The sequence below is a fragment of the Sorangium sp. So ce131 genome, assembly GCF_051519095.1.
Taxonomy (GTDB): Bacteria; Myxococcota_A; Polyangia; order Polyangiales; family Polyangiaceae; genus Sorangium.
Map to the genome: position 1 here is coordinate 12,277,674 of NZ_CP150455.1, position 23,297 is coordinate 12,300,970.

At 70.6% G+C, this 23,297-nt stretch carries 19 protein-coding genes; 13 read left to right on the forward strand and 6 right to left on the reverse strand.

All coding sequences use genetic code 11. The features are described from left to right. Positions 1–12 precede the first annotated feature (12 nt). Positions 13–2,235, reverse strand: coding sequence for a MopE-related protein (locus WMF43_RS44640; protein WP_437674501.1), 2,223 nt, complete (start codon positions 2,233–2,235; stop codon positions 13–15). A gap of 111 nt (positions 2,236–2,346) precedes the next feature. Between WMF43_RS44640 and WMF43_RS44645 the strand changes: the two genes are divergently transcribed. Then, a complete protein-coding gene (locus WMF43_RS44645; protein ID WP_437674503.1) occupies positions 2,347–3,768 on the forward strand; it encodes a sensor histidine kinase in 1,422 nt (473 codons plus the stop codon). Positions 3,769–4,095: 327 nt separating this feature from the next. On the opposite strand, the gene WMF43_RS44650 is transcribed toward WMF43_RS44645, so the two are convergent. The 3 genes from WMF43_RS44650 to WMF43_RS44660 form a co-directional block, all read right to left on the reverse strand. Continuing rightward, a complete protein-coding gene (locus WMF43_RS44650) occupies positions 4,096–4,866 on the reverse strand; it encodes an SDR family NAD(P)-dependent oxidoreductase (RefSeq protein ID WP_437674505.1) in 771 nt (256 codons plus the stop codon). A 252-nt stretch (positions 4,867–5,118) separates the two neighbouring features. Then, positions 5,119–5,967, reverse strand: a complete 849-nt coding sequence (locus tag WMF43_RS44655) for an ergot alkaloid biosynthesis protein (RefSeq protein ID WP_437674507.1) — start codon at positions 5,965–5,967, stop codon at positions 5,119–5,121. Position 5,968: 1 nt separating this feature from the next. Continuing rightward, entirely contained in the window at positions 5,969–6,433 is a 465-nt protein-coding gene (locus WMF43_RS44660; protein WP_437674509.1) for a nuclear transport factor 2 family protein, read from the reverse strand. Between the two features lie 107 nt (positions 6,434–6,540). On the opposite strand from WMF43_RS44660, the gene WMF43_RS44665 reads away from it, so the two are divergent. Continuing rightward, positions 6,541–7,155: a TetR/AcrR family transcriptional regulator gene (locus WMF43_RS44665; RefSeq protein WP_437674511.1), complete on the forward strand. Its 615-nt coding sequence runs from the start codon at positions 6,541–6,543 to the stop codon at positions 7,153–7,155. A gap of 9 nt (positions 7,156–7,164) precedes the next feature. Here WMF43_RS44665 and WMF43_RS44670 read toward each other — a convergent pair whose 3' ends face one another. Continuing rightward, positions 7,165–8,190 (reverse strand): NAD-dependent epimerase/dehydratase family protein, encoded by a 1,026-nt coding sequence (locus WMF43_RS44670; RefSeq protein ID WP_437674513.1) that lies wholly within the window; start codon positions 8,188–8,190, stop codon positions 7,165–7,167. 443 nt (positions 8,191–8,633) lie between these two features. On the opposite strand from WMF43_RS44670, the gene WMF43_RS44675 reads away from it, so the two are divergent. Both WMF43_RS44675 and WMF43_RS44680 read left to right on the forward strand, forming a co-directional pair. Continuing rightward, complete coding sequence (locus tag WMF43_RS44675) at positions 8,634–10,073, forward strand: FAD-binding oxidoreductase (protein ID WP_437674514.1); 1,440 nt, start codon at positions 8,634–8,636, stop codon at positions 10,071–10,073. Beyond that, positions 10,070–10,669, forward strand: a complete 600-nt coding sequence (locus WMF43_RS44680) for an SRPBCC family protein (RefSeq protein WP_437674516.1) — start codon at positions 10,070–10,072, stop codon at positions 10,667–10,669. The genes WMF43_RS44675 and WMF43_RS44680 overlap by 4 nt, the downstream gene beginning before the upstream one ends. Positions 10,670–10,764: 95 nt before the next feature. On the opposite strand, the gene WMF43_RS44685 is transcribed toward WMF43_RS44680, so the two are convergent. Further along, on the reverse strand, positions 10,765–11,982 hold the full coding sequence (locus WMF43_RS44685; RefSeq protein ID WP_437674518.1) for an alpha/beta hydrolase: 1,218 nt from the start codon (positions 11,980–11,982) through the stop codon (positions 10,765–10,767). Between the two features lie 570 nt (positions 11,983–12,552). Between WMF43_RS44685 and WMF43_RS44690 the strand changes: the two genes are divergently transcribed. The 9 genes from WMF43_RS44690 (at position 12,553) to WMF43_RS44730 (ending at position 23,295) form a co-directional block, all read left to right on the forward strand. Then, a complete protein-coding gene (locus tag WMF43_RS44690) occupies positions 12,553–14,838 on the forward strand; it encodes a GMC oxidoreductase (RefSeq protein WP_437674520.1) in 2,286 nt (761 codons plus the stop codon). 96 nt (positions 14,839–14,934) lie between these two features. Next, entirely contained in the window at positions 14,935–16,134 is a 1,200-nt protein-coding gene (locus WMF43_RS44695) for an esterase/lipase family protein (RefSeq protein WP_437674522.1), read from the forward strand. A gap of 107 nt (positions 16,135–16,241) precedes the next feature. Then, positions 16,242–17,213 (forward strand): Rpn family recombination-promoting nuclease/putative transposase, encoded by a 972-nt coding sequence (locus tag WMF43_RS44700; protein ID WP_437674524.1) that lies wholly within the window; start codon positions 16,242–16,244, stop codon positions 17,211–17,213. A gap of 307 nt (positions 17,214–17,520) precedes the next feature. Continuing rightward, complete coding sequence (locus WMF43_RS44705) at positions 17,521–17,880, forward strand: ArsR/SmtB family transcription factor (RefSeq protein ID WP_437674525.1); 360 nt, start codon at positions 17,521–17,523, stop codon at positions 17,878–17,880. Continuing rightward, complete coding sequence (locus WMF43_RS44710) at positions 17,855–18,355, forward strand: SRPBCC family protein (RefSeq protein WP_437674527.1); 501 nt, start codon at positions 17,855–17,857, stop codon at positions 18,353–18,355. The genes WMF43_RS44705 and WMF43_RS44710 overlap by 26 nt, the downstream gene beginning before the upstream one ends. A gap of 209 nt (positions 18,356–18,564) precedes the next feature. After that, a complete protein-coding gene (locus tag WMF43_RS44715; RefSeq protein ID WP_437674529.1) occupies positions 18,565–18,966 on the forward strand; it encodes a YciI family protein in 402 nt (133 codons plus the stop codon). After that, positions 18,963–20,225 carry an RNA polymerase sigma factor gene (locus WMF43_RS44720; protein ID WP_437674531.1) on the forward strand — a complete coding sequence of 421 codons (1,263 nt, stop codon included), beginning with the start codon at positions 18,963–18,965 and terminating at the stop codon, positions 20,223–20,225. Before WMF43_RS44715 ends, WMF43_RS44720 begins: the two co-directional genes overlap by 4 nt. Before the next feature lie 433 nt (positions 20,226–20,658). After that, positions 20,659–21,999 (forward strand): fibronectin type III domain-containing protein, encoded by a 1,341-nt coding sequence (locus tag WMF43_RS44725; protein ID WP_437674533.1) that lies wholly within the window; start codon positions 20,659–20,661, stop codon positions 21,997–21,999. Between the two features lie 150 nt (positions 22,000–22,149). Further along, positions 22,150–23,295 carry a DUF5050 domain-containing protein gene (locus WMF43_RS44730; protein ID WP_437674535.1) on the forward strand — a complete coding sequence of 382 codons (1,146 nt, stop codon included), beginning with the start codon at positions 22,150–22,152 and terminating at the stop codon, positions 23,293–23,295. Positions 23,296–23,297: the final 2 nt, after the last annotated feature.

The following is a 23,297-nucleotide window of genomic DNA, read 5'->3' on the forward strand; positions in this document are numbered from 1 at the left end:
AGGGCCGCGGGGTCAGGGATCGACCACGCGCACGTCGAGGAACCACAGGCCGCGCGCCATGGCGTGGCCGTCGATCTGGAGATAATAGACGCCCGGATCGAGCGAGAGATCGAGGAAGCTCCGCTGGGGATCCGTGCCGATGGTGCAGGAGAGCGGCATCTCGACGCCGGGGCAGCTCGGGCCGCGGCGGACGGAGAGCAACGTCTCGTAGCTCGATCCGGCCATGTCGAGCACCACCCGCCGGGGCGCCGTGAGCGTGAGCTTGAGCAGCTGGTCCGGGGCGCCCCGGTCCTCCGTGCCGGCGCGGTCGCAGCCGGCGTCGAAGTCCGCGGCGGCGTTCGTGGTGTTGCCCTGGAAGAAGCCGCCGGACTCCGGGATCTCCAGCGCGCCCTCACACACGTCCGAGAAGGGCACCAGCGTGGGCGCGACCGCGGGCCGGACGAACGCCGTGACGCTCACCGGCTGGCCGAGCTGGGCCTCGGCCACCACGCGGTACGAGCCCGGCGGGACGTTGTGCCGCGCGCTCCGGAGCGGGGTGACCGCGCCCTCGCCGCACGCGAGCACGTCGCCTTCGCCCCCGCACGCCGGGGCCGACAGGGCGATCGCGCCGGTGTCGCCGCTCGAGAGCCGCTCGACCAGCAGCACGTCGGAGGCGACCCCGAGCTCGAGCGTGTACGCGGCGTCGACCGCCCGAGGCCCGCAGCCGAGGTCGATGTCGTCCTGATGCGAGGCGAGCGAGACGTTCGTGGTGCGGTTCGGCTCGAGCACCGCCGCGCCCTCGCAGCCCTCGTCCGGGGGCGGCTCGGTCGGCGGCGAGAGCTCCAGCGTCACGAGCGCCGACGTCGGCGCGCTCGCGGAGACCGCGACGGCGTACGTGCCCGCGGGCAGCGCGCGCCGGAAGAGGTGCGGCGCGGGCGCCGTCTGGCACGCGAGCTCGTCCTCCGGCAACGCGCACCCGCCCGTCCGCAGCGACAGCGAGGGCGCGCCGTCGCCGTCCGTCGAGACCGCGTACACGTCGACGTCCCGGGGCTCTGCGAGCTCGAACGAGTAGACGAGCTCCCCGAGCTCCGTCTCGCAGGCCGACCCGAGATCGCGCGCGGCGTCGAGGATCGTCGCCAGGACCGGCACGCCCGGCTCGAGGGGCGCCGCCGTGCCGCAGGTCTCGTTGTCGGGCAGCGGCGCCGGCGGCAGGTACGCGACGTCGAGCACGACGGGCGCGCCCTCCGCCGTCGTCACGTAGACCGGGAGCGCCGTGGGCCGCGCCGGATCCCCGAGGCCGCGGCCCCGGAGCTTCGCGACCTTGCCGCCGCCCGCCGCGGGGAACGGCCCCCCGCACGCGAGCTCCGTCGACGCGTCGCCGCACTGGCCAGCGAGCGTCACCGCCACGTCGGTGCCCTCCGTCCGCGCTGTCACCTCGACGTCGACCAGCGGCCCCGGCGGCACAATCACCGCGGCCACGACGTCGCGGGTGGTCAGGGGGCGGGGCAGGCCGCACGAGCTCGCGTAGTGGAAGGCGGCGCCCGCCGTGGTCATCGCGTACGCGCCCGGCGCCGAGATCTCCAGCGCCTCGGCGCAGACGTCGTGCTCCGGGGAGACGCAGTCGCCCTCGTCGGCGTCGCCGTCGCAGTCGTCGTCGCGCTCGTTCCCGCAGACCTCGGGCTGCGCCGACGAGACCGCGGGGTCGAGGTCGTCGCAGTCGCCCCCGCCGCAGTGGCCGTCGGGGTCGCCGTCGAGATCGGCGTCGCGGGGCGCCGTCGTGCACGTCTGCGACGGTTCGTCGCAGGCGTCGATCGTGCACGAGTTCTCGTCGCCGCAGCCGATGGGCTCGCCCGGCGTGCAGCCGAGCTGGGCGCTGCAGCGCTCGACCCCGTCGCAGTAGACGTCGTTCTGGCAAACGGTGTCGTCCGGGGTGAAGCGGCACCGGCCGACGGTGGCGTCGCAGGCGTCGAAGGTGCACGGGAAGTCGTCTTCGCACTGGCCGTCGTCGACGCAGGGGCCGCCCAGCGTCGGGTCCGCCGGGGCCAGCTCACCGCCCTCGCCGCCGTCGCCGCCGCCGGCCCCGCCCGACCCGCCGGCGGACGACGGAAAGGGGTTCGGGGCGCTCGTCGTACAGGCGGCGCCCGTCAGGGCGAGGGCCGCGGCCGCCGCGCCGGCGCGGCGCAGGCTGCGCGCGCCACACAAACGAGCGAGGCGCGTCACGAAGAAGGAGGACGAGGAGGAAGAACGAAGCGGCATCGGACGAAGTGAACGGGAATGAGCGTAGCAGGGCACGGCCACGTCTGGCATCATGGCGCGCGATTCCGCGGAACGCGCGGACAGAGGGCCATCAGGGTGACGAGCGACAGATTGACGCGACCCGAGCTGACGTGGCTGCTGGCGCAGGAGGCGCGGAGCGCCGCCCAGAAGCTCCGCCAGGGCGTGGGGATGATCGCGACCGAGGCGACGCCTCCGCCGCCGTCGACGGACGACGGCTCGGGCGGCGTCGAGGGCACGCTCAACCGGCTGGACGAGGCGGTGAGCATGCTCGCCTCGCTCCACGGCCGGCCCATGCCGCGCGGGCGGCGCGGGCGCGTCGACCTGACGGCGCTGCTCTGGGAGGTCGCGCCCGAGGCGCGCGTGCAGATCGAGATGGGCGAAGGGACGACGGTGTTCGGCGACGAGACCGAGCTCCGGCGGATGCTCCAGGTGCTCATCGCCCAGGGCGGCGATCCGACGAGCATCACCGGGGCGCCCGAGCTGAGCATCCGCCGCGTCGGCGACGAGGTGAGCGTGCGGGTGAACCTCGGCCCGGAGACGCCGGTGAACTTCGAGACCGAGCGGGTGTGGCTGTCGCGCATGGCGGTGCGTTACGGCGGGAAGCTCGAGCTCGACGGGCTGATGCAGACGTTGACCCTGCCGGCCGAGGTCGATCTCCAGCGCCTGGAGGTCGAGAGCCTGAAGAAGGAGCTGGCCGCGGCGCAGGCCCAGGGCGAGGCCTACGCGCGCGAGCTCGCGGCGGTGTTCTCGCGGGCCGAGGGCGAGCGCGAGCGCGAGCGCGGCACGCTGGCCGGCGTCGTCGCGCGGCTCAGCGGCAGCGATCCGGTGTCGCACCTGCCGCCGAGCGGCGAGAGCGTCGCGGTGCTCGTGGCGGCGCTGCGGGTGCTCGGGACCCAGCTGCGGGGGATCCTGTCGGCGATCGGGCGCGACATCGCGCCGCTCCGGGGGCAAGGCGGCGACGTCGGGGAGACGGCCTCGTCCGTGGGGCGCCACGTGACGGCGGCCTCGGAGATCGTGAGCGATCTCGCGCGGCTCGGGGCGTGCCCGCTCCACGAGTTCCCGCGCCACGGCGACGTGGCCGACGTCCTGCGCGACGTCGTGAAGGACGACATGGCGCGCGCGGCCCGCCACGACGTGCGGGTCGTGGTCGAGTCGCCGGAGGCGGCGCACGAGGTGGTGCCCCAGGGGGCGCTCACCGTGCTGCTGCACGCGCTGCTCGACCACGCGATCAGCGCGTCGCCGCCGGGGAGCGAGGTGGTGGTCACGCTCGTCGACGGGGCGAACGGGATCGACATCTCGTTCGACGACGCGGGGCCGCCGCTGCCGGCGGCGGCGCGGAGCGTGGTGCTGAGCCGGGACTTCGAGGCGGTGGCGCAGGGGCGGCCGCCGGCGCTGCAGCTCATCGCGGCGCACGCGATCGCGGCGCACGCGGGGTGCGGGATCGCCATCGAGGACGGGCCGCGCGGGGAGACGCGGGTGCGGCTCACGATTCCGCGGTCGACCGGGGGGTGACGGGGGCTCCACCGGGGGGGCGCCTCGACGGCGGGGCGCCAGCGGGTGGGGGCGGGCTCGCCGGCGTGGCGCGGGCGGGCGCTGGCCATCCGCCTAGGCGGGGGCGAGGGCGCTTGCGCTTGAGACACCGCCCGGCATGTCTCGCTTCGGGCCATGCTGGCTGAGACGTTATGGTGCGCGCCACACAAGGCGCGCCTGAGACGTGGAGCCCGCTGAAAGGTTATGGCACCTCGCTCGGTGCTCCAGCGCGCCCGCCCGCGCCACGCCGGCGAGCCCGCCCCCACCCGCTGGCGCGGTGGTCGTGGGGAGCGCTCGCACGGGGGGCGGTCACATGAGCTCGGTGCCGCCGGTCATGGCCAGCGCAGGTCCGATGACGAAGGAGGCCTGATCGGAACAGAGCCAGACGATCGCCTCGCCGACCTCCTCGGGCTCCGCAATGCGGTCGACCAGGTGCATCGACGCGACCGCCGCCTCGTTTCCGGCGTACTTTACGCCAGGCTCGATCATCGGCGTGCGGACGGCGCCCAGACACAGCGATTTGACCAGGATACCCGCCTTCGCGTACTCCGCGGCGGCCACCCTGGTCATCGCGAGCATCCCCGCCTTGCTCGCCGAGTAGGCCGACAGGTAGGGGTAGGTCCGCAGGTTCGCCGACGAGGCCACATTGACGATGATCCCACGCCGCTGCCGCACCATCGCGGGGATCGCGTACTTCATGCACATCCAGGCGCCCTTGAGGTTGATGTCCATCACCTCATCCCACTGCTCCTCGGTGACATCGGCGGTCAGCGCCATCTGCCCGAGGACGCCGGCGTTGTTGATGAGGATGTCGATCCTGTCGTAACGCGCCAGCGCGGCCTCGATGAGGCCCTGCACGGACTCACGGCGGGAGACGTCGGTCTGCACGTAGAGCGCCTCCCCGCCGAGCGCCTCGATCTCCGCCACCACGGCCTGGCCCGCGTCGGACCGGCGGTTGGCCACAACCACCCTGGCCCCCTCCCGGGCGAAGGCCAGCGCGGTGGCCCTCCCGACGCCCGTACCTGCCCCCGTCACGATCGCCGCCCTGCCCTCGAATCTCCGAGAACCTGCTTCCGACATCGCTCCTCCGTGCCTGCGTCGGCCCGCCGGGCGTGAGCGCCCGCGCAAGGTCGCGCCGGATCGTGAAGCATATCACCCCGCCATCGTCCCTGCCGCCGCCGGTTGTCCCTCGCGACGCGCAGCTCCGGTCGTTTACAGGCTTCACGGATATCGCACCACGGCGCAGAGACGCGGTGACTCGACCCCATCGACCTCGCGGCCACGCCGAGCGGCGACTCGACCCATCACCCTCGCGATCACGCCGCGGCGCGGTCAGCGCTGCCACGCCGCCGCGGCGGCGCGCACGAACTCTTTGAATGAGCGCGGCGGGCGGCCCGTCACCCGCGCGACCGTGTCGGTCGTCCGGTCCTCGGAGCCGCCGGCGATCGCGGTATCCATGCTCGCGAGGAGCCTCGCGTAGGCCGGCTCCATGCCGAGGCCGGCATAACGCTCCGCCAGCGCGTCTTCCGAGAGGTCGACGTGCCGCACCGGCCGCCCGAGCACCTCGGCGATGACGTCGGCGACCTGGCCGTAACTCAACACCTCCGGGCCGGTGATCACGTGATCGGTGTCGTGCGCTCGCTCGTCGGCGAGGGCGCGCACGCCGACCTCGGCGATGTCGTCGGCGTCGACGAACGGCACGCGGCCTCGCCCGGTTGCGGAATAGATCCGCCCCTCGTCCCGGATCGTCGCCCGGTGCTGCTGCTCGGAGAAGTTCTGCATGAACCACGTCGGCCGCAGCACCGCCCACTCCGGCGCGACCTGCCGCAGCAGGTGATGCACCGCCCCCATGGCAGGCCCGCCCTCGGGCAGGGACGAGGCGCTGAGGAGCACGAAGCGGCGGACGCCCGATTTCAAGGCGCGATCGATGAACTCGGCCATCACAGGATAAGGGTCCGGCGCGCCCACGGGCGCCACCAGGTAAACGCGGCCCACCCCGGCCAGCGCCGGGCCGTGGGTGGCGGCGTCGTTCCAGTCGAAGCGCGCGGCGCCGGCGCCCTGTGCCGCCTGGCCCGACCGGCTCGCGAGCCTCACCGGATGGCCCAGCTGGGCGAGGCGCTGGACGATACGCCGGCCCGTCTTGCCCGTGCCGCCCGTCACGAGGATCGTCGGCTGGTCCATCTCAGCGCGCCTCCTGGGCGAAGGCGGACACCATCGCCTCGGCGCCGCCGAGCGCGGCCGCGGCGACAAGAGGGTTCCAGTAATCACGGTAGTTGACGATCTCGCCGCCGCGCATCGTGATCACGCCGACGTACCGCATCGTATAGGGCCGGTTCGTAGGGATCGCGCGCCCGCTCGTGGAGAACTCGACGATGACGACGTCCGGGTTCACCGTCTGGTGAAACGCCTCGACGTGAAACGAGGCGAGATCGACGATGTCAGGGTAGCCGCGCATGTACTCCGCGATCGCCGCCCTCCCCTCCAGCCGCTCTGGATAGCCGGGCGGCGCGAAGGGGAACTCCATGGCGCCGTCCTCGGCGAACATGGAGACCCAGCCGGCCGTGTCCTTGTTGACGAGTCGCTCCAGCCCGCGCCTGAACGTGGCGGCGAACGGGGTGTCGTGTCCGGTGCGTGATGCTTCGGCCATGGGAGAGCCCTCCGTGGGGTGCGACGATGGAACGGGTTCGTTCCGTCGTATGAACCATAACCCCTCCACGATGGAACGCAACCGTATCGACGTGCTAAGGGGGAGAAATGAACGAGAAAGCCCGCCGGGTCCCTGCCGGTGCCGCGGTGCTGCAGGAGGACGTCACGGCGGCGATCACGGCCGCCTTCTTCCGGGAGTGGGCGCGCGTCGGGTACGCCGCCCTGAGCATCGAGGCCGTGGCGAGGCGCGCCGGCGTCGGGAAGGCGGCGGTCTACCGCCGGTGGCCTTCCAAGCTGGCGATGGCGTCCGAGCTGCTCCTGAAGAGCGGGATCCGCGTGGCGCAGGTGCCGGACACCGGCTCGCTGGAGGGAGACGTCCGCGCGCTGCTCGAGGGCGCGTACAGGCTCCTGCGGCGCCCGCTGGTGCGCCGGATCCTGCCCGATCTGCACTCGGAGATGCGGCGGTCCGCGCCGCTCGCCCGGGCGATCCGCGGGACCCTGCAGGTCGAGCGCCGCGCGATGGGGGAAGCGCTCGTGCGGCGGGCGATCGCGCGCGGCGAGCTGCCGGCGACGATCGACGTGGACCTCGTCCTCGACCTGCTCCCCGCGGTGCTCTACTGGAGGCTCGTCGTGACCGGCATGGAGACGCCGCCGGGCTACCTCGACGACCTCCAGGCGCTCACGATGGGCGCGCTGCGCGGCCTCGCGGCGGCGCGGGCGTGACCGCGCGCTTCACGCCGCGGCGACCGGCGCCTGGTTCGCCTCGGCCCTGCTCGCCCCGGCCGCCCTCGCCCCGGCCATCTCCTCGAGCCCGGCTTCGCGCGAGACGGTGCCCCGATAACCGAGCTCGCGGCGCGCCTTCTCGTCATTGACGGTGACCTCTTCCCCGAAGAGCCGCACGACCGTGCGGGTGAGCGGCGGCGCGCCCTTCAGGCGCAGGCCTGCCCACGTCCACTCGGCCAGCTGCGCGAACGCCGCCGCGAGCCATTTCGGGACGCTGCGCGACCCCGCGTCGACCCCCTGCGTGGCGAGCATCCTGGTGACGAACTCCCGGGTCTCGATCGGCGGCCCGTCGGTAAGGAAATAGATCTCCCCGCCGCGGCCCCGCTCCGCCGCGAGGATCATCCCCTCGCACAGGTTCCTGACATGGCAGGTCGACGTCAGGGCGTGGCCGCCGTCGATCCACATGAACTTGCCTGCGCGGACGGCCTCCACGAACTGGGGCAGCAACGACGTGTCCCCGAGCCCCCAGATGAGCCGCGGGCGCACGATGACGGTGGTGAGCTCCGGAGAGCTCGCGGCGAGCACGCGCTCCTCGGCGAGGCCCTTCGTGAGCGGATAGAGCCCGACCGGGCTCGGCGGGCGCGGCCGGCGCTCGTCCACGTTCACGAGCGGCTCCCCGCCGAGGAGGACGGCCTCGGTGCTGACATGCACGAACCGCCCGACGCCGGCGGCCCTGGCCGCGGCGAGAGCGTGCTCCGTACCGGCGACGTTGGCCCGCAGGTAATCCTCCTTGGGCCCCCAGTCCTGCACCAGCGCGGCCGCGTGATAGACCACCTGCGCGCCCTGCATGCCTCCCCGGAGCGCCTCCACGTCGTCGAGGTCGCCGCGCACGGGCTCCGCGCCCGACCTGCTCACGGCCGCCGCCGCGGCGTCCGAACGCGCGAGCGCGCGCACCCCATCTCCGCGCGCGCGGAGCGCCGCGATCAGATTACGTCCAACGAAACCGGACCCGCCCGTCACAAAGGCTATCGGCATAAAGATCCTCCCTCCACTGCTCAAATGCAGTGCTCCATTGCCCCGTTCCGCCGCGGGCGGATAGCATTGAGCACGGTAGCGCACAAAGGATACATTGACACCTGCGCAATGCGTCTTGTACTCTCTTTATCAGAGACGCGGAAGGAAGAAGCCTTGCGGCGTCGATGACACGACCGCAGGCAGGGGGAACGTTGAAAGCCTGCTGTCATGGCGGCGGCTACCCGGGGGGAGCTCGGGGATAGCCGTGGAGCGTCCTTCACCGGGACGCGAGCAGCGGGGCAGCGGCGGAGGTGCGGCACGGCGCGGTCGGCGACGTCCGCATCGGCTCGTCAGCGGCTGGTCGAGAAGGACCGTGCCCTGACTCAGAACGTGGGGATTCGTAGAGCGAGATCGAGGTTCGAGGCTCGGGGACCGAGGCTCGAACCAAGGGCGGAGGCGTGTCCATGTCCCAACCGTACAAGCACACGAGCCACGAAGGTTTCAGCCATGATAGCCTCGATAGCCTCGGCTATGACTGGGAGCGGGTCGGCGCCCCGCAGATCAAGCCCAAGTACCCGTTCAAGATCTACCTGCCGATGACGACCGACGACATCGTGCGCGCCGTCAAGGAGACACGAGCGCTCGGCCAGAAGCTGATGATCCGCAGCAAGGGGCACTCGAGCAACGATCTGGTGCTCGCCGACCGCGGGTGTGTCCTGGTCGTCGAGAAGCTCGACCGGATCCTCGAGCTGAACGAGGCCGAGCAGACGGTCACCGTCCAGTCGGGCGTCGTGCTCGCCGAGCTCGACCTCCACCTCACGGGCAAGGGGTACGGCCTCCCGATCATCGGAGACCACAACCACATCACCGCGGGCGGCTTCGCCTCGGTCGGCGGGATCAGCCCCGCGTCGCACCGCTTCGGCATGTTCGTCGACAACGTCCGGCGGCTCGAGTACGTGAACCACGAGGGCGAGGTCGTCTCCTGCGGCCGGACCGAGCGCCCCGACGAGTTTTACCGCGTGCTGGCCGGCGCTGGCCAGCACGGCGTCATCGCGACGCTCACGCTCGACGTCATCCGGATCGACAAGTTCAACGTCATCCTGAAGAACCAGAGGTCGCTCCATACCGACCTCAAGAAGTTCCTCGACGAGGCCGGACAGCTCATCCGCGACCCCGGCCAGGCGCTCATGGAGCGCGGCGTCTGGCTGGATTATGCCGTGTTCGGCACGTCCGTCCGGATCGGCCAGTTCTCGAGCTACCACGAGGTGCCCCAGAGCCCCGTGAAATCCCTCTGGAACAAGGCTGCCTACGGCTACCTGCAGACCCTCGGGCTGTACGCGGGGCGCCTCCCGACCGGCCTCGACGTGGCCGTGAAGTACCTCGGAATGGCGGGCGTCGTCCTCAGCCCGCGCTACGCCTCGACCAAGAACATCGAGACGTTCACCGACCGGATCCTCGACTCGTCGGTCGGCGATCCGACCCGCATGTTCATCGTCCTGGGTCCGGCGGAGAGGTTCGAGCCGCTCTTCAACCGGCTTTACTCCATCTTCCTGGAGCATCGCGACAAATCCGGGTGCTTCACCTTCATCGCCATCTACGTGAAGGCGATCCGGTCCGATTACCTCGCGCAAGGGGACCCGAGCAAGCGCTTCTGCGAGCTGATGTTCTACTGCGGCATGGATCCGGACAAGATGACGGAGCCCGTGCTGGAGGAGATCGTCTCCCAGGTCGACGACGTGTGCATCGCGCAGGGGGCGTACCGCTACATGCACACGAAGACCGTGAAGGACGAGAAGCGGCGCAGCCGGATCGACCCCAACGCGGTCCGCGCGTCCGCTGCCCTGTCGCGCAGCGCCGGCACGAACGGAGCCCGCTCGTCGGCCCAGGCGGACGCCGGCGAATGACGGCGACGCTCGGGGACGTCGCGCCGCACGCCGGCCGGTCCACGCCCTCCCCTGCCCGCTCGCCCGCGAGGGGTCCGAGGCGCGCCCTCCGTCCGGTCTGGTTCGAGCTCGCGCCCGCGGATCTAGATTTCACGCGCCGCGCGCCGTTCCGCATCGAGGTGGCGTCCTTGCTCCAGGCCCGGCCGGACCGGGTCTTCGAGATCTTCGCCAGGCCGGAAGGCATGCGCGACTGGATCACAGGCTTCGTCGACTGCAGGTGGACGAGCCCGCAGCCCCACGGCGTCGGCTCCACACGCGAGCTCGAGCTCCACGCCGTCACCTTCCGGGAGCATTTCATCGACTGGCAGCCGGGCAGCCGCTTCTGCTTTGTGATCGACGCGATGACGTTGCCGCTGATGCGGAGGATGGTGGAGGACATCCAGCTCCAGCCGTTCGGCGCGAGCGCGACCCTGCTGCGGTGGAGCGTGCACTACGAGCCGCGGCTCCTCGTCCGGGCGGTGCACCCGATCGCGCGCCGCCTGATCTACGAGGGGTACCGCGCGTCGGCGGAACGACTCTCGCGCTACATCCTGAAGAACGCAGCCACCCCCGCCTGAGGCGCGGTCCTCGGGGCGGCGGCCGGCTCCGGCCGCCGCCGCCCTGTCGTGGTCTGCCCCGGATCCCGGGCCCCGGGGCAGACCGACAGGAATGACTACCGCCGATGCTCGCGGAAGTACTCGACGAACGTCGGGAAGATATCCCTGTCGCAGTTCTTCCCCATGAAGACGTCCTGGTGCCCGTAGCCCGGGAACACGTGCAGCCGGTGCCTGCCCGGCACGACCTTCTCGAGCCGCTGGTGGCAGAGGACGTTCGAGTCGGTGAAGACCCGGTTGTTCGCGCCGGTGACGAAGAGCACCGGCGTCCGGATCTCCGGCGCCCTCGACAGGTAATCGTCCGGCAAGGCCCTGTACTTCGGGTCCTTCGGGTCGAACTTGACCGCCCGGCTGTCGTTCTGGACCATCTTGTAGACGTGGCGGTAGTAATTCATGCTGGTGCCGCCATACAGATCACCGCCGCGGCGGTGGGTGACCTCGTGGAGGTTCTCGTGGCTGTAGAGGGCCGGCCACCCGGTGCCCCACATCATGCTGAGCATGTGGCACGCGGGGACGTCGCATTCCCGGTGGAACGCCGAGATGATCTTGGAGAAGATCTTCCCGCGGCTCAGGACCGGGTCGTTGCTCCACTGCGGGCTCAGGTGGGGGAAGCTCAGGACCGATTCCACCAAGAACGGCGCGAGCCTGAGCTTGATCTTCGACCACCCCGGCACCCGCGGCGTCAGCCCCACGCTGTTGGCGATCACGCTGGTGACCCCCTGGATCGAGCCGCCGAACAGGCCCATCATGAACGAGACCGAGCCGAGGCAGTGGCAGATCACGTGGATGCGCCGATCGCCGATGTGCTCGCGCATCGTCGCGATCGCGGCGGGGAAATCGAAGAGCGCGATGTCGTCGAAGCTGTACCGGTGCGGCGTCAGGTTGTACGGGAGGCGGTTGCTCATCCGGAAATCCACCGACCAGACGTCGGTGAAGTCGTGGTCGTGCAGGTAGCGGACCAGGTTGTAGTGCTCCGGCATGATGAACATGTCCGTCGACGTCGTGAGGCCGTGGATCAGGAGCACGACATCATCGCTCTCGGCGCGCTTGAACCGCGCGAGCCTCAGGCCGAGCTTGTCGCCCGTGGAGAAGGAGTGCTCGGAGATCTCGGCGTCCGGCACCCCCTCGTGGGTGAAGAGCGCGATCTCGCGCTGGAAACCACGGTCCGTGCGAGCGCCCGAGACGTACGGCGCTGCCCGGGGGCGCGCCGCTGCCGTCGCGCCGCTCGCGGCGTGAGCGCCCAGCTCTGTCCTGTTGACCTGCACCTGCATGGACATGAGATCGTACCTCCTCCGGGGATTCGCCCTCGACGGTATCGGCTCGTGCTCGAGGGCACCCTCGCCCTGGAGCTGTCGTGCTGGCGGACCGCCAGCGACGCGCGCATCGGACCGCGGCGTCCGGAGCAACGGCGCGCGCTCCCCATTCAAGCGCGCCTGCTCCAGCTTCGTCTGAGGCGATGATGCCGCCCTCGCGGCGAACCGTCAACCGTTCACCACATCACGACGAAAGGCGCGCCTCGGTCCTCCTCAAGAGCGCGGCGCGCGCAGCGAGCTCGCTGGCGGCCCATCGTGCGCGCCAGTCCGGCGGGGCGCGCCCGCGCTCGATCCAGTGTGGATAAACGTCATGGCAACATCGCGACGCTGAGCGGCTGAGCGGCTGAGAGGCGGCGCACAGCGCGTTGTCAGGATCCTGCCGCGTGTTGTTTTATGCTTTTGATGCAAGGTCGACCATGGTAATCCATGGTGGGCTGGATGGGGTTGGCCTAAGCCATGACGACGGGCGCGGCCCGGTCGTCCTCCTCATGCTGGCGCGCCGAGCACCACCGGGTGCAGGGAGGGGCGTTGGGTATGCATTACGATTCCGTGGTCATCGGATCGGGATTCGGTGGCGCCGTGGCCTCGTGCAGGCTCGCCCAGGCGGGTCAACGTGTGGCCATCCTCGAGCGAGGGCGCCGTTACCCGATGCACAGCTTCCCCCGCGACTGGGGGAACCTGTCGAAAGGGTGGCTCTGGCGGGAGGGTCAGGGCCTGTTCGACGTGAAGCCCATCAACGAGATGCTGGTGGTCCAGGGGGCCGGCTACGGCGGCGGCTCCCTCATCTACGCCAACGTCCATCTCCGGCCGGAACCGGACGTCTTCGCCAAGGGCTGGCCGAAGGGCGTCGATCGCGAGGCGCTCGACCCGTACTTCGATCTCGTCGGCTACATGCTCGACATCAAGCCGATCGGCGCGGCCGGCGGCGCGCTGCCGGCCAAGGCCCTGCTCATGAAGAAGGTCGCGAAGGCCCTGAAGCGCGAGGACCAGTTCTTCTATCCGAACATCGCCGTCGACCTCGGCGAGCCGGGCGTCGTCCACCGGAACAAGTTCGGCGTGCCGCAGAGCGGCTGCAATCACTGCGGTGAATGTGACGTCGGCTGCAACATTCACGCCAAAAATACGCTGGACCACAACTACCTTGCCCTCGCGGAGCGTCACGGCGCGGACGTCTACACGCAATGCGAGGTCGTCCGCATCGCGCCGACCGCCTCCGGCTACGCGGTCACCTACAAGGATCAGCGCCAGGGCGGCCTGCTTGCGGGCGTCGAGGCGACGAGCGTGTTCGTCTGCGCGGGGGCGGTGAACTCCACGGAGCTCCTGCTCCGCTGCCGCGACGATCACCGGACGCTGCCGCGGATCAGCGCGCGCCTCGGCCACGGCTACTCCGCCAACGGCGATTTCCTGGCGCTCGCGGTGTGCCCGGAGGAGATCGTCAAGCCGACGAGCGGTCCGACCATCACGACCGGCATCGTGTTCTCCCGGGGCACGGGCGAGGACAAGATCTGGTTCGTCCTCGAGGAGGGCGGCTTCCCGCGCGCCGTCGCCCAGCTCCTCGGGCTCATCGAGAGCAAAGCCCGCCAGCTCCGCGGAGCCGGGGATCTGCTCCGCGACGACATCGAGCGGCGGGTGCTGGAGGCGATGCGCGGCCATCTGGGCGTGACGGGCTCGAACGCCGCCGTCCTCCTGGCCATGGGGCGCGACCGGGCCGACGGGCAGATCAAGCTCCGGCCGATCGATCGCGGGCTGTGCGTGAAGTGGAACTCCCTCGCGAACCTGGGCCTCTACTCCATGGAAGAGCGGCTGTGCAAGGACGTGGCCAGGGCCCTCGGCGGCAAGCTCGTGAGCAGCCCGTTCTGGGAGGTGCTGCACCAGCCCGTCGCCGTCCACAACCTGGGCGGCTGCATCATGAGCGACGACCCCGAGCAGGGCGTCACGGATCCGACCGGGCAGGTCTGGGGCTACGAGAACCTCTACGTGCTGGACGGCGCCCTCCTGCCGGCGTCGACCGGGGTCAATCCATCGTCGACCATCGCGGCCGTCGCGGAGCGCAACATCGAGGCCATCATCCGTCGCCTCCCGGGCAAATCGAGCTGGCAGGCCCCGGAGCGCGCCGCCGCCCGCCCCATCGAGGATCCGCTGAGGCGCGTCGTGATCCCCGCCGGCGGCACGGCGCTGCCGGAGACGAAGGCGCTCACGCTGAGCTTCACCGAGACGATGAAGGGGTTCTTCCACTTCAGCCATGCGCCGACGGACGATTACCGGGGCGCCGAGTCGATCGGCCGGCGGGTGCGCTCGTCGATGCAGTTCACGCTGACCATCACCATTCCTGATCTCGATCACTTCATCTCGGAGAGCACACACGCGGGCGTCGCGAACGGCCGGCTGCACGTCGACGGGATCACGGACCATGACGGCGCCGAGGTCGTCAACGGGGTGTTCAACCTGTTCGTGAAGGGAGACGACCCCCGCGAGCGCAAGATGCTCTATGCCCTGCCGTTCGTGGGCGCGGACGGCAAGCAGTACCTGCTCGACGGCACCAAGGAGGTGCTGGACGATCCGGGGTTCGACGTCTGGTCCGACACGACGACGCTCTTCACCGTGATCCGCGAGGGGCACAGCCGGTCGGATCCGGTGGTCGCCACAGGGGTCCTGCACATCCTTCTCCCCGACTTCCTCGCGCAGCTCACCACGTTCAGGGTGGACGGGACCGACGACCGGCTCGAGAAGCTCTCCGCGCTCGGGCGGTTCGGGAGGATGTTCATGGGGGATCTCTGGGAGGTGTTCGCGAAGTCGAAGCTGCCGAGTCTCCCGTTCTGAGCCTCGCGTCCGCGCTGCGCAGCGGCGGGCGCGCCGTGCCGCGCTCGGCCGCCGGAGGCGGAGACAACTTGCGTTCGTCGTGGAGGAGGTCCAAGCATGTCGACACAAACAGCGGACGTCGTCGTCCTGGTGCCCGGCTTCCTGGGCTTCGGCCGGGTCGGCGAGTTCTATTATTTCGCGGAGCGGGTCATCTCGGTCATCCGCGGGGCGCTCGAGATGCGCCTCGGCCGCCCGGTGCCGGTGGTCCCGTGCTGCACGTTGCCCATGGGTCGCCTCGCCCACCGGCAGGAGTTCCTGCTGCGCTGGCTCACCTCGCTGGACGCGCAGTTCGACGGGGCGCGGCGCATTCACCTGGTCGGCCACAGCGCGGGCGGCGTCGACGCCGAGCTCCTCACCTGCGCCGAGGCGATCTCCAACGACGGCGGCTCGTGGGGCGACGCCGCGCGGGTGCGCGGCAAGATCGCGTCGGTGACGGCGATCGCGTCGCCCTTTCACGGGACGTACCTCGCCACCAGCGAGGTGGCGAGGTTCGTCCGGTCGCCGAAGCAGAACCTGCGCTCTGCCGTGTCCGTGGCGCGGATGTTGTTGATCCTCGCCGACCTCGTGGTGCGCACCCCGGGCAGCGTGGATATCGCGCGAGGCATGCTGTCGTCCAAGCCCGAGACGGCGAAGTTCCTGTTCCAGCTCTGGCAGAACCGCGACCTGATCGACGATCTCTCGCCGGCTTCGATGGCGCGGCTGCGGCAGAGCTGTCGTTCCGAGGGGCGGGTGCCCGTGACCTGCTTCGTCACGACCACCCTCGCGACGGAGCAGGCGTCCCGAGACGCGGACGCGTTCTTCCTCGAGCTCCGCCGCTTCACCGCGGAGCACGGCGCGGCGGAGGCGACGTCATCCATGAAGGCGTCGCTCGCGCTCCTCACGAAGCACGCAGACGCGGCGATCCGGTGCCCCGACGTGGACGTGCCGAGCTTCGATCTCGGGGCGAGCGACGGGGTGGTCAACAGCGCCTGCCAGATCCTGGATCCGGCGAGCCCTGGCGGTCTCGGGGGCATCTGCGTCGCGGATCACGCCGACGTGCTCGGCCACTACGACCGCAAGGACGAGCTCATCCCCGGCCCGCCGCTCAACGCGGGCCTCTTTCACAGCGGCTCCAGGTTCGGAGACGACCAGTTCTTCGAGCTCTACAAACGTGTCGCGTCGGCCATCGCGCGCGCGATCGAGCCGAGGGAGCCTGCTGCGGCCCACGTCGGCGCGGAAGGATCCCAGCGTTTCCAGCTGCCGCCGTCGTCGGCGTAGCGTTCGCTCGACCTCGGGAAAACGGCGCTGCAGACGGGCAATGCGTGTCGCGCCCAGCCCACCTGCGCCTCGTTGCACCCCGCACCGGGCGGGCGTAGAACCTCTCCGTGCAGCCCGTCTTCGCCGACCCCAAGACCGACTTCGTCTTCAAGCGGATCTTTGGAGCCGAGGCACGCAAGCCCCTGCTCATCGCGCTGCTGAACCACCTGCTCGAGCTCGACGGCGAGCGCCGCATCCTCGACGTGCAGCACCTCAGCAGCGACCAGCACGTCGGCGTGGCGGAGCTGAAGCTCTCGATTGTGGACGTCAAGTGCACGGACGCGACCGGACGGCGGTTCGTCGTGGAGATGCAGGTCCTCAAGGTCGAGGGGTTCGAGAAGCGCGTCGTCTACAACGCCAGCAAGGCCTATGTCATGCAGCTCCGCAACGCCGATGAGTATCCGGCGCTGTGCGACGTCGTCGGCGTGACGATCTGCAATTTCAACCTCTGGACCGACAGGGACGAGCGCGGCCGGCTCAAGGTGCCGATGCTGAGCCGGTGGCGCATGCAGGAGCAGCACAGCGGCGGGCGAGGGCTGTCGCAGGTGCAGTATGCTTTCCTCGAGCTGCCCAAGTATGCGGCCGGCGATGCGCCGGAGACGCTCGTCGACAAGTGGGCTTACTTCTTCCGGGAAGCGAAGAACCTGAACGTGGTGCCGCCCGCGCTGTCGGAGGGACCGTTCCGGGATGCGCTCGAGGTCGCCCGGACCGCGACCTTCTCACCCGAGGAGTGGGAGGCGTACGAGCGAGCGAAGATGGCCGAGCAGGACGCGCGCGGCGCGCTCGCGGTGGCGCGCCAGGAGGGCGTCGCGGAGGGGCACAGGTCCGGGCTCGCGGAGGGGCACAGGTCCGGGCTCGCGGAGGGGCACAAGTCCGGCAAGGCGGAGGCGATCCTGGCGGTGCTCGCGACGCGTGGCATCCCTGCGGACGAGGCGACGCGCGCACGCATCCTCGGGTGCTCGGACGCAGCCGTGCTCGATCGGTGGCTCGCCAGGGCCGTCACGGCGAACGCCGCAAAGGACGTCACGGATCCGCCTTGATGACTCCAGGACCGGCACGACACAACACGCTGCGACCATCGACATCGCGCCGCGCCGCGCCGCGGCGGACCAGCAAAGCGCTGGCCAGCCGACCCCCTTGCCGCCTCTGCGTGGTTGCCCACGCCTGAGCCGCTGCGGGGCTCATCCCGGCGTGTGATGGCTCAGCGCGGCCCGTGCCCCGTGGAACCCGCAAACGCACGCAGACCCGAGCCCCATGGCCGCGCCGCTCGGGGGAGTTCCTCCTTGACAAGCTCAAGCCGGCGATGTACTCAACCATCAGGTTAATTAACCTGATGGTTTATAGCGTATGCCCGCCGACCCGTTGAGCGCCACGTTTGCAGCCTTGGCGGACCCGACGCGCCGGGCCATCCTGGCCCGTCTCGTCTCGGGTGAATGCGCGGTGACCGAGCTCGCCGGGCCCTTCGGCATGAGCATGTCCGCCGTGTCGAAGCACCTCCGGGTGCTCGAGCGCGCAGGGCTGATCACGCGGAGGCGTGACGCGCAGTGGCGGCGGTGCCGGCTCGAAGCGGGCCCGTTGAAGGAAGTGGCCGACTGGACCGAGCACTACCGGCACCTCTGGGAAGCGCGGGTCGAGCGGCTGGACAGGTATCTACAGGAAGTGCAAGCGAAGGAGGAGAGCCATGGTCGCAAGCAGCGCGGCGAATAGGGACAGCTTCAAGGTCACGACCCCATCGGAGCAGGAGATCTGCATCACGCGCCTGTTCGACGCGCCGAGGCACCTCGTGTTCGAGGCGATGACGAAACCCGAGCACGTGAAGCGGTGGTGGGGCTGCCTGAGCGAGGGCTACTCGGTGCCCGTCTGCGAGATCGATCTTCGCCCAGGCGGCGCGTGGCGCTTCGTCAACCGCTTTCCCGGAGGTGAGGCCGCCTTCCACGGGGAGTACCGGGAGATCACGCCGCCGAGCCGGCTCGTGTACACCGAGATCTTCGAGCAGTTCCCGGACACCCTCTCGGTGGTGACGTCGGTCCTCACCGAGGAGGGCAGCAAGACGCGGCTCACGGTCACGACGCAGTATCCGTCGGTCGAAGTGCGCGACGCGGTCCTCGCTTCCGGCATGGAGGAGGGCGCGGGCCTCAGCTACGACCGCCTCGAAGAGCTCGTCGCGAAGCTCCAGCGCTGAGGAAACCTCCCGGCGGCCGTTCGAGGGCTGCGCCAGCACCACACTCCTGCCGGCCTGGCACACCTACATCCGCCCACTTTCGTCCACGGTCCCGGTCCAAAAAATTCTTCGCTATCGTCGCCCGGGATGTCGAGAACCCGCCTTCGGCCACGACCTAGCCGTGAAAGCGCGCCCCGCCCCGGGGCGCCTGCGATGAGAGGGAGCCGACCATGAAATACATGATGATGATGCACACCCCGTGCGGGGGCCCGTACCAGATCGCCAGCTGGCCGGAGAAGGACCTCCACGCGCACATCGCGTTCATGAAGCGCTTTCACAAGAAGCTCAGCGCGTCGGGCGAGCTGGTCGCGGCCGAAGGCCTGGCTGGGCCGGAGCAGGCCAAGGTCGTGCGCGCGGGGAAGGACGGCAAGCCGGTCACCGACGGCGTCTTCCCGGAGACGAAGGAGTTCCTCGCCGGGTACTGGATCGTGGACGTCGACAGCCCGGAGCGCGCCTACGAGCTGGCCGCCGAGGCGTCCGCCGCGCCCGGGCCCGGCGGCGCGCCGCTCAACCTGGCCATCGAGGTGCGCGAGGTGATGAGCGCGCCGCCGCCCACCAAAGACCTCGTGTGACCTCGACGCCCCGCGACGCCCGGGCCGAGCACCTGCTGCGCGACCTCGCGCCGCAGGTGCTCGCCGCCGTCCTCCGGCGGTTCCGCGACTTCGCCGCCTCGGAGGACGCGGTCCAGGAGGCGCTGCTCGCGGCGGCCACGCAGTGGCCCCGCGACGGCGTGCCCGACGAGCCGCGCGCCTGGCTCATCCAGGTGGCGTCGCGGCGCACCACCGATCACGTCCGGAGCGAGGCGGCCCGCCGCCGCCGCGAGCAGTTCGTGGTCAGCCTGGCGCCGCCCGAGCTGCAGGTCGCCCTCGCCCCCGACAGCGACGAGACGCCCGAGCAGGACGACACGCTCGCGCTGCTCTTCATGTGCTGCCACCCGGCGCTCTCGACGTCCTCCGCGATCGCGCTGACGCTGCGCGCGGTCGGCGGCCTGACGACCGCCGAGATCGCGAAGGCGTTCCTGGTCCCGGAGGCGACGATGGCCCAGCGGATCAGCCGGGCCAAGCAGACCATCAAGGCGTCCGGCGTGCCGTTCCAGATGCCCACGCTCGAGGAGCGCGACGCGCGGCTCGGCGCCGTGCTGCACGTGCTCTACCTGATCTTCAACGAGGGCTACACGACGAGCTCCGGGCCCGAGCTGCAGAGGACCGACCTGTCGAGCGAGGCGATCCGGCTGACGCGGGCGGTGCACGCGCTCCTGCCGGAGAGCGGCGAGGTGACGGGGCTGCTGGCGCTCATGCTGCTGACCGACGCGCGGCGCGCGGCGCGGACAGGGCCGGCGGGGGAGCTGATCCCGCTCGCGGAGCAGGACCGGAGCCTGTGGGATCAGGCCGCGATCGCCGAGGGCGTGGCGCTCGTGAGCGCGGCGCTGCAGGGAGGACCGGTCGGGGAGTACCAGCTCCAGGCGGCGATCGCGGCCGTGCATGACGAGGCGGCGCGCGCCGAGGACACGGACTGGCCGCAGATCCTGGCGCTGTATGACGTGCTGATGCAGATGACGGACAATCCGATGGTGACGCTCAGCCACGCGATCGCCACGGCCATGGTGCACGGGCCGACGGCGGGGCTCGAGCTCTTGAAGGCGCTCGATGAGGACGCGCGGCTCGCGGGGAATCACCGGCTCGACGCGGCGCGGGCGCACCTGCTGGAGCGGGCGGGAGATCGCGAGGGGGCGATCGCGGACTACCGGAGGGCGGCGAGCCGGACGACGAGCATCCCGGAGCGGGATTACCTCGCGGCGCAGGCGGCGCGGCTCGGCGAGGCGCGGAAGTAGGGCGCTGTCGTCTATCCGGCGAGGCTTCCCCCGGGGCAACCCCGCTGTCGCTCGTTCAACCGTCGTCTTTTTTTAACATCCCTGCGTCTCGGCGTCTTTCCGTGGGCATCCGAGCTTCGCGACCGTGTCGCCGGCAGGCGAGGAGACGGCTGCTCCACAGGATCGCGAACCAGACAGCCGCGTCCGCCGCGTCGACTCGTGTCATCATGCGAGCCGCCCCGCCGCCGAGCGGTGCAGTACCGATGTCCCCGTCCAGCGACGATTTCCCGAAGGCGAGGCGTCCGCGCCGGCATTCACCCTGGGGACCAGGTGCGCTCGACGAAGGGGCCATGTCGGCGCGCCCTGTGCATGAACGCGTCAATCGCGGCCAGTCTGCCGACACGGTTTCTTTCCAAGAGCAGGAGTACATCCTTAAGAAGAAGAGGAGCGCTTGATGAAATCGCGATCGAAGTTTCCGCAGGGCGACCAGCAGAAGGAGCGAACGGGCGAGTGCGCGCGTTCGGCGCCCCCTGGCAGGAGGGCGGGCCTCTCGCGGGGCCGCGGCGCCCACCTCGCGCAGCTGGGCCTCGTCGTCGTGATGTCCATCGCGTGCCATCCGGGCGAGAGCTCCGCCGGCTCCGCGCCCACGGGCGATGTGCGCGGCGGGACGTCGCCGAGCGACGCCGGCGTGCCCGCCGTGTCGCGGCCCGCGGCGCCGACGTCGCTCGCGGCCACGGCGGCGGGTTCGAGCGCCATCTCCCTGCGCTGGTCCGCAAGCAGCAGCGCGGCGAGCTACAACGTCTACCGGTCGACCACGCCGGGCTTCACGCCGGGGACTGCCAACCGGATCGCCGCCGGCGTGACCTCGACCAGCTACACCAGCGCCGGCCTCTCGGCGTCCACCACATACTATTTCAAGGTCACGGCCGCGAACACGGGCGGCGAGTCGCCCGCGTCGAACCAGGCGAGCGCGACGACGACCGCCGGGAGCGCCGTCGCGGCCGAGTTCTTCGACGACTTCAGCTACACGAGCACCAGCGACAGCCGCTTCCTCGCCTGGTGGTCGCTGCGGAGCTGGTCGGGCGGGCCCGGCGTGGACGGCGCGCAGTGGCTGCCGTCCAACATCTCCCTGCTCAACGACCCTTCGAGCGCCGCGAACAAGCTGCTGCGGCTCACCGCGACCACGAACGGCAGCCCCACCGGCAGCTCGCACGCCGAGATCATGTCGGCCGACCGCAAGTTCGGCCTCGGCACCTACGCCGCCAGGATGAAGTTCTACGACACGCCGCTCTCCGGCTCGCGCTTCCTCGGCGACAAGCCGATCGAGACATTCTTCACGATCACCGACTACGTCGACAACGACCCGAACTACTCGGAGCAAGACTTCGAGTACATGCCCAACGGCGGCTGGGGACAGGGCAATAACAGCACGATGTGGCTGACCTCGTGGGAGACGACGACCGACAAGGTGTCGGACCACGTCTCCGCGAGCTACGCGGGCTGGCACACGCTCGTGCTCCAGGTCACCAGCTCGTCGATCACCTACACCATCGACGGGGTACAGGTGGCGACACACGCGGCCAGGTTCGTCCCGGAAGCGGGCCAGTACCTGAGCTTCCAGCTCTGGTTCGACGAGCTCGACACGTCCCAGCGCAGCGCGCGCACGTACTACGAAGAGGCCGACTGGGTGTACTTCGCCGAGGGTGCGATCCTGTCGCCCGCCGAGGTCGACGCCAAGATCTCCGCCCTGCGCGCCGCGTCGGTCGGCCGCAGGGACACGGTGCCGGACCGCTGAGGCCGCGGCGTGAAGGTGGCCCCTCCGGACGTGGGCTGCCGGCGGCGCGCTCGCCGGCAGCGCCCGCCGACGCAAGGCGCGCGAGGCGCCCCGCGGCGGGCGGGGTGCGCGCGGCCCGCGCCGGAGAGGTGTTCGGTGTACAATGCCCGCATGAAGCGCTTTTTCCTGATGAGCACGTTAACCTTGGCCGTCGCGTGTAACCCCGAAGTGCGGGACTTCACCGCTTCGAGCACCAATGCCACGAGCGCGGGTACCTCCGGCTCAGGCGGGGGCGCCGGAGGAGGTGGGGGCGAGGGCGCGACCGCGAGCGCGGCCGTGAGCGCGAGCGCGGGCACGGGCGGCTCGTCCGGCTGCGACGAAGGCCAGACCTCCTGCTCCGGAGTCTGCGTGGACACGAGCTCCGATCCGGAGCACTGCGGCGCTTGCAAGCATTACTGCCTTGGACAGCCGTGCGTGCAGTCGCGCTGCGAGCCCCTGGTGCTGGCGTCGGGCGGGGTCGAGCCGTTGGACGTCGCGGTCGACGACGCCGTCGTCTACTGGGTCGATTCCGTCGCCCGGAAGGTGATGACGGTGCCGGTCGGCGGCGGCAACACGGCCTTCCTCTTCGAAGGAGACCCCCCGTTCTCCCCCCGGAGCATCACGCTGGTCGGCGACTCGATTTACTTCACGGACTCCGGCCTCGAGATCATCGTGAGGGCGTCGCTCGACGGCGACTTCGACATCCTCGCGGACGGGCAGACGTACCCCCTCGGCATCGCGGCCGACGCCGCGAACGTCTACTGGACGAGCCAGGACCAGGGCACGGTCATGAAGGTGTCGGTCGACGGCGGCGAGGTCGTCGCGGTCGCGACGGGGCAAGACTCCCCGCGCGGCATCGCGGTCGACGCGACCCACGTCTACTGGGTGAACGAGGGAGGCTCCGTGATGAAGGCGCCGATCGCCGGCGGCGAGCTCGTCATGATCGCGGACGGACAGGCCAAGCCGCGGGACATCGCGGTCGACGCCGAGAGCGTCTACTGGACCAACGACGGAGGCACCGTGGTGAAGGCGCCGATCGCCGGCGGCGAGCTCGTCGCGCTCGCCGCGGAGCAACGCAATCCGCGGAACATCGCGATCGACGCCGTCCACGTCTACTGGACCAACGACGACGGCACCGTGAAGAGGGTGCCGCTCGGCGGCGGCCAGCCCGAGACGCTCGCGCGCGGGCAGGACCACCCGCTGGGCATCACGCTGGACGCCGAACACGTCTACTGGACGAACAGCGCCGGTGGCACCGTAATGAAGCTCCCGAAGTGACG

What these genes read in the sequence shown, in the direction of transcription:
- WMF43_RS44640 (WP_437674501.1), bottom strand. Translation starts at nt 2,235, where the DNA reads ATGCCGCTTCGTTCTTCCTCCTCGTCCTCCTTCTTCGTGACGCGCCTC.
- WMF43_RS44650 (WP_437674505.1), bottom strand. Translation starts at nt 4,866, where the DNA reads ATGTCGGAAGCAGGTTCTCGGAGATTCGAGGGCAGGGCGGCGATCGTG.
- WMF43_RS44655 (WP_437674507.1), bottom strand. Translation starts at nt 5,967, where the DNA reads ATGGACCAGCCGACGATCCTCGTGACGGGCGGCACGGGCAAGACGGGC.
- WMF43_RS44660 (WP_437674509.1), bottom strand. Translation starts at nt 6,433, where the DNA reads ATGGCCGAAGCATCACGCACCGGACACGACACCCCGTTCGCCGCCACG.
- WMF43_RS44665 (WP_437674511.1), top strand. Translation starts at nt 6,541, where the DNA reads ATGAACGAGAAAGCCCGCCGGGTCCCTGCCGGTGCCGCGGTGCTGCAG.
- WMF43_RS44670 (WP_437674513.1), bottom strand. Translation starts at nt 8,190, where the DNA reads ATGCCGATAGCCTTTGTGACGGGCGGGTCCGGTTTCGTTGGACGTAAT.
- WMF43_RS44675 (WP_437674514.1), top strand. Translation starts at nt 8,634, where the DNA reads ATGTCCCAACCGTACAAGCACACGAGCCACGAAGGTTTCAGCCATGAT.
- WMF43_RS44680 (WP_437674516.1), top strand. Translation starts at nt 10,070, where the DNA reads ATGACGGCGACGCTCGGGGACGTCGCGCCGCACGCCGGCCGGTCCACG.
- WMF43_RS44685 (WP_437674518.1), bottom strand. Translation starts at nt 11,982, where the DNA reads ATGTCCATGCAGGTGCAGGTCAACAGGACAGAGCTGGGCGCTCACGCC.
- WMF43_RS44690 (WP_437674520.1), top strand. Translation starts at nt 12,553, where the DNA reads ATGCATTACGATTCCGTGGTCATCGGATCGGGATTCGGTGGCGCCGTG.
- WMF43_RS44695 (WP_437674522.1), top strand. Translation starts at nt 14,935, where the DNA reads ATGTCGACACAAACAGCGGACGTCGTCGTCCTGGTGCCCGGCTTCCTG.
- WMF43_RS44705 (WP_437674525.1), top strand. Translation starts at nt 17,521, where the DNA reads ATGCCCGCCGACCCGTTGAGCGCCACGTTTGCAGCCTTGGCGGACCCG.
- WMF43_RS44710 (WP_437674527.1), top strand. Translation starts at nt 17,855, where the DNA reads ATGGTCGCAAGCAGCGCGGCGAATAGGGACAGCTTCAAGGTCACGACC.
- WMF43_RS44715 (WP_437674529.1), top strand. Translation starts at nt 18,565, where the DNA reads ATGAAATACATGATGATGATGCACACCCCGTGCGGGGGCCCGTACCAG.
- WMF43_RS44725 (WP_437674533.1), top strand. Translation starts at nt 20,659, where the DNA reads ATGAAATCGCGATCGAAGTTTCCGCAGGGCGACCAGCAGAAGGAGCGA.
- WMF43_RS44730 (WP_437674535.1), top strand. Translation starts at nt 22,150, where the DNA reads ATGAAGCGCTTTTTCCTGATGAGCACGTTAACCTTGGCCGTCGCGTGT.